The sequence below is a fragment of the Protofrankia symbiont of Coriaria myrtifolia genome (assembly GCF_900634755.1).
Classification (GTDB): Bacteria; Actinomycetota; Actinomycetes; order Frankiales; family Frankiaceae; genus Protofrankia; species Protofrankia coriariae.
This window is the reverse complement of the sequence record NZ_CAAAFS010000163.1, coordinates 1-7,326: the sequence shown is the minus strand read 5'-3', so window position 1 is coordinate 7,326 and position 7,326 is coordinate 1. Positions and strand designations below refer to the sequence as shown.

Sequence of the window (7,326 nt, the reverse complement as noted above, 5' to 3'; positions counted from 1 at the left end):
AGCGGGATCACTCCAGTCGTCTTCCCCGTCTGCTGCGGGGCGTGCACCACGAAATATCCCGACTGCTCGACCAGCCCGGGCGCTTCCGGCAGCCGTGACAACGCCGGAATCATGTAGTGGTACTCCGGCAGACAGGGGCCCGCCGTGTTGAACCGCCGCACCGGCCGCCATCCTCCACGGCCTCGGAGCAGGATCTTCCACTGCCTCGGGACAAGGACCGCCACCGGCGACTTTACGGCCCACCGCCGGCTCGCCGGGGCGGCAGCCGTGTCCGGCTGTTGTCCGCCACGGCACCCGCCTCCGCCGCTCGGCCCCCGCACGCCCGGCCGGGGCCGGGCCCAGCCGGGCGGGGAGCCCAGCCGTGGGTGAAAACCGTCGTCCTGACAGCGTTTTCCACCTACAGACGCGGAGGCCGTAGGTGGAAAACGCTGTCAGGACGACAAAAACCACCTACGGCTTCCCCTGCTGTCAAACCTCGGCGACGGCCTGGGCGAACTGGGCCTGGTAGAGGCGGGCGTAGGCGCCGCCTGCGGCGAGCAGGCTGGTGTGGTCGCCCTGTTCGACGATCGCGCCGTTGTCCATCACCAGGATGGTGTCCGCGTCCCGGATCGTCGACAGCCGGTGCGCGATCACAAACGCGGTGCGCCCGGCCCGCAGGGTGGACATGGCCCGTTGGATCAGGACCTCGGTGCGGGTGTCCACCGAGCTGGTCGCCTCGTCCAGCACGAGGATCAACGGCTCGGCGAGGAACGCCCGGGCGATGGTGATCAACTGCCGTTCCCCACCGCTGACGCCGGTGCCCTCGTCGTCGAGCACCGTGTCGTAGCCGTCCGGCAGGGTGCGTACGAAGCGGTCGACGTGGGCGGCGGTGGCCGCGGCGACGATCTGCTCCCGGGTGGCGCCCTCGGCGCCGTAGGCGATGTTCTCCGCGATGGTGCCGCCGAAGAGCCAGGTGTCCTGGAGCACCATGCCGATGCTCGCCCGCAGCTCCTCGCGGGACATGGTGGCGATGTCGACGCCGTCCAGGGTGATCCGGCCGCCGGTGACCTCGTAGAAGCGCATCAGCAGGTTGATCAGGGTGGTTTTGCCGGCGCCGGTCGGGCCGACGATCGCGACGGTATGCCCGGGTTCCGCGGTCAGCGACAGGTCCTCGATCAGCGGCTTGTCCGGCTCGTAGCGGAACGCGACGTGCTCGAAGGCGATCCGGCCGCGCAGCCGCCCCGGGTGTGCCGGGATGGCCGGGTCCGGTGTCTGCTCGGGGGTGTCGAGCAGGTCGAACACCCGCTCCGCCGAGGCGACCCCGGACTGCACCATGTTCGCCATGCTGGCGACCTGGGACAGCGGCTGGCTGAACTGCCGGGAGTACTGGACGAACGCCTGCACCTCGCCGATCGACAGCGAGCCGGAGGCGACCCGCAGCCCGCCGACGACCGCCACCAGCACATAGTTGAGGTTCCCGATGAACATCATCGCCGGCTGCATGAGCCCGGAGATGAACTGCGCGCGCCAGCTGGCGGCGTAGAGCTGCTCGTTGAGGTCGCGGAAGGTCTGCGCGGACTCCTGCTGGCGGCCGAAGGCCCGCACCAGCGCGTGCCCGGTGTACATCTCCTCGATGTGCGCGTTGAGCCGGCCGGTGACCTTCCACTGGGTGACGAACTGCGGCTGGGCCAGCTTGCCGATCCGGGTCGCGACGATGACCGACAGCGGCACCGCGACCACCGCGATCAGCGCGAGCTCCCAGGAGATCCAGATCATCATCGCCAGGACGCCGACGATGGTCAGCACGGACGCGATGATCTGCGACAGGCTCTGCTGCAGGCTCTGCTGGAGGTTGTCGATGTCGTTGGTGACCCGGCTGAGCACCTCGCCGCGAGGCTGGCGGTCGAAGTAGCGCAACGGCAGCCGGGAGATCTTCGCCTGCACGTCCGCGCGCAGCGTGCCGATCACCCGTTGCAGCGCCAGGTTCGTGAGCCTGGCCTGCGCGACACCGCACACCCCGGCGAGCACATAGACGGCGAGCACCCACAGCAGCACCGTGCCGATGGCGCCGAAGTCCATCCCCTGGCCGGGGGTGACGTCGAGCGAGGCGAGCAGGTCGGCCTGGATGCCGTGGCCGCCGGCGCGCAGGTCGGCGACGGCGTCGGCCTTCGAGGTGCCGGCCGGCAGCCGCCGGCTGAAGATCCCGGCGAACACCAGGTCGGTGGCGTGCCCGAGCAGCCGCGGGCCGAGCACGGTCAGCCCGACACTCACCGTCGCCAGCGCGATCACCGCGACGAACAGGTGGCGCTGCGGGCGCAGCAGGCCGAGCAGCCGACGGCTGGACCCGGCGAAGTCCATCGACTTTTCCGCGGCGCCCTGGCCGACGAAGAAACGGCCCGGGCCGCCCATCGGCGCCGGGCCCCGGCGTGCCGCTGCCGCCGCCGCTGGTGCCGCCGCCGCTGGTGCCGGCCTGGTCACGCGGCCTCCTCCTCGGTGAGCTGGGAGAGGACGATCTCCCGGTAGGTGGCGTTGTCCGCCATCAGCTGATGATGGGTGCCGGTACCGACAACTTCGCCGGCGTCCAGCACGATGATCTGGTCGGCGTCGCGGATGGTGGCGACCCGCTGGGCGACGATCACAACGGTCGCGCCGGCGGTCTCCTGGGTGAGCGCGGCGCGCAGGCGCGCGTCGGTGGCGTAGTCGAGGGCCGAGAACGAGTCGTCGAACAGGTAGATCTCCGGACGGTGGACCAGCACCCGGGCGATCGCCAGGCGCTGCCGCTGGCCGCCGGAGACGTTCGTCCCGCCCTGGGCGATCGCGGTGTCCAGGCCGTCGGGCATGGCCTCGACGAACTCCCTCGCCTGCGCGATCTCCAGCGCCTGCCACAGCTGGTCGTCGGTGGCGTCCGGGTCGCCGTAGCGCAGGTTGGTCGCGATGGTGCCGGAGAACAGGTACGGCTTCTGCGGGACCAGCCCGACGGTGGCGGCGAGCAGCGCCTGGTCGAGATCCCGGACGTCGACGCCGTCGACGAGCACGGCGCCCTCGGTGGCGTCGGCCAGCCGCGGGATCAGGCTGAGCAGCGTCGTCTTGCCGCTGCCGGTACTGCCGATGATCGCGGTGGTGCGGCCGGGCCGGGCCCGCAGGGAGATCCCGCGCAGCACTGCCGCCTCCGCTCCCGGGTAGCGGAACCCGACGTCGCGCAGCTCCAGCTCACCGTGCCGGTCGAGGGAGTGCACCGGGTCCGCCGACGGCAGCAGGGTGGAGTCGGTGGCCAGCACCTCCTGGATGCGCTCCGCGCACACCTCGGCCCGGGGAATCATCATGAACATGAAGGTGGCCATCATCACCGACATCAGGATCTGCATGAGGTAGCTGAGGAACGCGGTGAGCGCCCCGATCTGCATGTGACCGGCGTCGATGCGGTGCGCGCCGAACCACAGCACACCCACGCTGACGATGTTGACCACCATGAGCACCAGCGGGAACGTCAGCGCCATCAGCCGGCCGAAGCGCAGGGCGACGTCGACCAGCTCGGCGTTGGCCGCCCCGAAGCGGCGCTGCTCGTGGTCGTCCCGGACGAACGCGCGGATCACCCGCAGCCCGCTGATCTGCTCCCGCAGGACGCGGTTGACGGTGTCGAGGCGTTCCTGCATCGCCCGGCCCAGCGGCCGCATCCGGCGCACCACCAGGCTGATGATCATGCCGAGGACCGGCACGACCACGACGAGCAGGACGGACAGTCCGGCGTCCTGGTGCACGGCCAGCGCGATGCCGCCCAGGCACATGATCGGCGCGGAGACCATCAACGTGAAGATCATCAATACCAGCATCTGGAGCTGCTGGACGTCGTTCGTGGCCCGAGTGATCAGGGACGGCGCGCCGAACCGGCCGATCTCACGGGCGGAGAACGACTGCACCCGGTCGAACACGGCCGTCCGGACGTCCCGGCCGAACCCCATCGCGGTCTGGGCGCCGAAGTACACCGCGGTACCGGAGCAGAGGATCTGCACGACGGTGACGCCGAGCATGATCCCGCCGGTACGCAGGATGTAGCCGGTGTCGCCGACGACCACCCCGTGGTCGATGATGTCGGCGTTCAGCGTCGGCAGGTACAGCATGGCGATGGTCGCCACCAGTTGCAGACCGATCAGGATCCCGATCGGCCGGGCATAGGGGCCCAGATGGGCCCGCAGCAGTCGGATCAGCATGCACTCTCTCTCCGCGGCAGGGCGAGGCGAAGCGGAACGATAGTCCGGACGGTGGCAACGCTGTCATACCGCCATGCCGGTCAGAGCCGTGCCGATCAGAGCCGTGCCGATCAGTGGGGTGCGTCGGCGTTACCCACACGACCGCTGCTGCCGCCGCCGGTGCCACCACCGCCCACCCCAGCCGATCCGCACCTGCCCGGACCGGCTGGACCGGCCGATGGCCATACCAGCGGCAAACGGTCAGCGACCCGCCGACGCACAAGAACACTACGAGCTGAACCCGACTTCAGGTCAAGGCGTTTTCTCGGCCGCGGCAGCGGTGAGGTAGGTCACCGCCCACGTCCCGCGAGCCGTAAGGTGGCAGTCCCCGTTCGGCGGTACCAGGAGCAGCCATGACCGACACCTTCTCCGGCGTGGCCACCACGGCGGGCCGGCCTTCTCCGAACGCCCCGGGATTCCGGTCGGATGGCTGTCCGCCGGCGCGATCCCGGCCGGGCGGCGGGCGGTGCGCCCGGGTGGTGAGCTGACCGCCATGCCGACGGTGACGATCCTGGACGACTACCAGCGGGTGGCGCTCACCAGCGCCGACTGGTCCGCGGTGCTCGACCGCTACACGATCGAAGTGATCAACGAGCACATTCCCGACCGCGACGCACTGGTCCGGCGGCTGCGCGACAGCGAGATAGTCGTCGCGATGCGCGAACGGACCCGGTTCCCGGCCGACCTGCTGCGCGCACTGCCCACGCTGCGGCTGCTGGTCACCACCGGGATGGTCAACGCGGCGATCGACCTCGACGCGGCCCGGCGACAGGGCGTCACCGTCTGCGGGACCACCGGGTGGGGCAACGCGATGCCCGAACTCACCATCGGAATGATCATCGCGCTCACCCGGAACTTCGCGCAGGAGGATGCCGCCGTCCGGGCCGGCGGCTGGCAGCACACCATCGGCCCCGGCCTGGCCGGGCACACCCTCGGCGTCGTCGGCCTCGGCCGTCTCGGCACACCGGTCGCCAGGCTGGCGCAGGCGTTCGAGATGTCGGTCATCGCCTGGTCACCGCACCTGACCCCGCAACGCGCCGCCCCGCACGGCGTACGCGCCGTCAGCAGGCAGGAGCTGTTCGCCGACTCCGATGTGATCACCATCCACATGCCGCTGTCGGAGACGACCCGCGGCCTGGTCGGCGCCGCCGATCTCGCCCTGATGAAGCCGTCGGCCTACCTGGTCAACACCTCCCGCGGGCCCATCGTCGACGAGGAGGCGCTCCTGGCCGCCCTGCGCGAGCGGCGCATCGCCGGCGCCGGCCTGGACGTCTACGACGTCGAGCCCCTCCCGGTCGACCACCCGCTGCGGACGCTGCGCAACACCCTGCTGCTCCCCCACATCGGCTACGTCACCACCGACAGCTACCGGACGTTCTACGAACAGATCGTCGAGAACATCCTCGCCTGGCACGACGGCGCCCCGGTCCGCCTGCTGTAACCGATCCTCCCGCTGTGATCGGTCCGGCAGGCCCGGCCCCCGCCCGTCCGGTCACCACGCCACGACGACCGGACGGATATCGCCCGGCCAGTGTCAGCTCTCCGGATCTCCTCGAGTCCCGAGTGGTGTCAGCTTTCCTTGAGTTTGGTTGTCAGCAGGTCGTGGATCCTGTCCAGCGAGGTAATGCCGGCGAATTCCTCGTCCTTCACCCGGATGCGGTAGAGCTTCTCAAGACGCACCACGATCTCCAGCGCCGCGAGCGAGTCGAGGCCGAACTCGCCGACGAGGTCGGCCTCGTCGGCGAGTTCGGCCGGCGACCGTTCAAGGGCGTCCGCGACGAGGGCACGCAGTTCCTCCCGGCCCACCGTGGTCTTCAGATTCCCGGTCGTGGCTCGCATCCTTTTTCTTCCTTTTTCTCGTCGTGTTTTCCCGGCGCGCCCGTTCCGGACCAGCGGCAAGCCGGTGGAACGAACACGCTCGCGTCACCGGTAACCCATCGGCGGATTCACCGCCGCACCGCCCCGACCGGACCAGTCGACTGGATGATAGTGACGCAACGTGACAGTAGTACCGGACAGTCACGACATCTGGCAACCCTACCAGCATGGTATATCGACATAGCGTGATCGACCGGCGCGACAACACGATGGACAAACACCCGTACTCACGACAGTCGAGAACGACCGGAACCCGACCCGGAAACGATCCAGAAAGAAGGACACCGGCATGCCACCGGACAAACAGCTCTGTTTCGCCGGGCCCCGGATGGAGCGCCGATCCTCGGCTAACATTTCGATGGGCACGTGATGTCCGGTGGAATGGTGGATGTTTTATCCCATACGGTGCACGTCAGAAAACGCGCACGGCGGCTGTCGACAGACGGCCGCAGCGGCCGCACGACCGATCCACGGACACGGAACCGACATCAGGACACGACGGACGAGACACCGAGACAAGGCACGGAACCGAGACAAACAAGATACGGAGAGGAAGGCCGGATGGCCGGCGAGCGGTTGAGCGGACTGGACGTGGCATTTCTGAAACTGGACGACCCGGCGGCCCCGATGAACATCGGCGCGCTGATGATATTCGAGCCGGCCCACCCCGTCGGTGTCGAGCAACTGGTCCGTCTGCTCAGCGAGCGGATGAGCGCTTTCCCCCAGTTCCGGCAGCGCCTCCGGTCGACGACGCTACCGCCCGCCGCCGCGGAATGGGTCGGGGACCCGCAGTTCCAGGTGGAGGCACATATCCGGGTCTGCTGTCTGCCGCCCCCCGGCACCCACGACCAGCTCACCGAGTACGCCGTGGGCGCGATGACGTCCCAGCTCAATCCCGTCCGGCCGCTGTGGGAAGCGCATGTGATCACCGGGCTGTCCGACGGGCGTTTCGCGCTCCTACTCAAAGCGCACCACGCCTTCGCCGACGGCCAGAGCGGCGTCCGCCTCTTCTCCGCGATATACGACGAGTTCACCGTGCCCGGCCGCCGCGGCGGGAACATTCCGGCCGGCAACGCCGCAACGGCTCCGTCAGCCACGGCCAGCCCCTCCTCCACGACCAGTTCCTCCGCATCCTTCGCGGCTGGCTCCTCCGCGGCCGAGCCGGCAGTCGCGGCCGAGCCGGCAGTCGCGGGCAGGCCGGCGGTCGCGGGCGGGCCGGGGG

5 protein-coding genes and 1 pseudogene are annotated in these 7,326 nt (G+C 69.5%); 2 read left to right on the top strand and 4 right to left on the bottom strand.

Translation table 11 applies throughout. From position 1 onward, the window contains the following. From CM1CMNOD_RS24380 to CM1CMNOD_RS09000, 3 genes and pseudogenes are all read right to left on the bottom strand, one after another. Nucleotides 1–161, bottom strand: a pseudogene (locus CM1CMNOD_RS24380) (ATP-binding protein); the annotation flags it as partial. A gap of 307 nt (nt 162–468) precedes the next feature. After that, nucleotides 469–2,457, bottom strand: coding sequence for an ABC transporter ATP-binding protein (locus CM1CMNOD_RS09005; RefSeq protein WP_013873349.1), 1,989 nt, complete (start codon nt 2,455–2,457; stop codon nt 469–471). After that, nucleotides 2,454–4,187 carry an ABC transporter ATP-binding protein gene (locus tag CM1CMNOD_RS09000; RefSeq protein ID WP_013873348.1) on the bottom strand — a complete coding sequence of 578 codons (1,734 nt, stop codon included), beginning with the start codon at nt 4,185–4,187 and terminating at the stop codon, nt 2,454–2,456. Before CM1CMNOD_RS09000 ends, CM1CMNOD_RS09005 begins: the two co-directional genes overlap by 4 nt. A gap of 532 nt (nt 4,188–4,719) precedes the next feature. Here CM1CMNOD_RS09000 and CM1CMNOD_RS08995 point away from each other — a divergent pair. Further along, nucleotides 4,720–5,667 (top strand): D-2-hydroxyacid dehydrogenase family protein, encoded by a 948-nt coding sequence (locus tag CM1CMNOD_RS08995; protein ID WP_043605947.1) that lies wholly within the window; start codon nt 4,720–4,722, stop codon nt 5,665–5,667. Nucleotides 5,668–5,795: 128 nt separating this feature from the next. On the opposite strand, the gene CM1CMNOD_RS08990 is transcribed toward CM1CMNOD_RS08995, so the two are convergent. Beyond that, the gene (locus CM1CMNOD_RS08990; protein ID WP_013873346.1) at nt 5,796–6,065 is read right to left on the bottom strand and encodes an acyl carrier protein; all 270 of its coding nucleotides are present in this window, start codon (nt 6,063–6,065) and stop codon (nt 5,796–5,798) included. A 630-nt stretch (nt 6,066–6,695) separates the two neighbouring features. Between CM1CMNOD_RS08990 and CM1CMNOD_RS08985 the strand changes: the two genes are divergently transcribed. Continuing rightward, nucleotides 6,696–7,326: wax ester/triacylglycerol synthase domain-containing protein (locus CM1CMNOD_RS08985; protein WP_277602703.1), on the top strand; the 631-nt coding region annotated here is incomplete at its 3' end.

What these genes read in the sequence shown, in the direction of transcription:
- CM1CMNOD_RS08995 (WP_043605947.1), top strand. Translation starts at nt 4,720, where the DNA reads ATGCCGACGGTGACGATCCTGGACGACTACCAGCGGGTGGCGCTCACC.
- CM1CMNOD_RS08990 (WP_013873346.1), bottom strand. Translation starts at nt 6,065, where the DNA reads ATGCGAGCCACGACCGGGAATCTGAAGACCACGGTGGGCCGGGAGGAA.
- CM1CMNOD_RS09000 (WP_013873348.1), bottom strand. Translation starts at nt 4,187, where the DNA reads ATGCTGATCCGACTGCTGCGGGCCCATCTGGGCCCCTATGCCCGGCCG.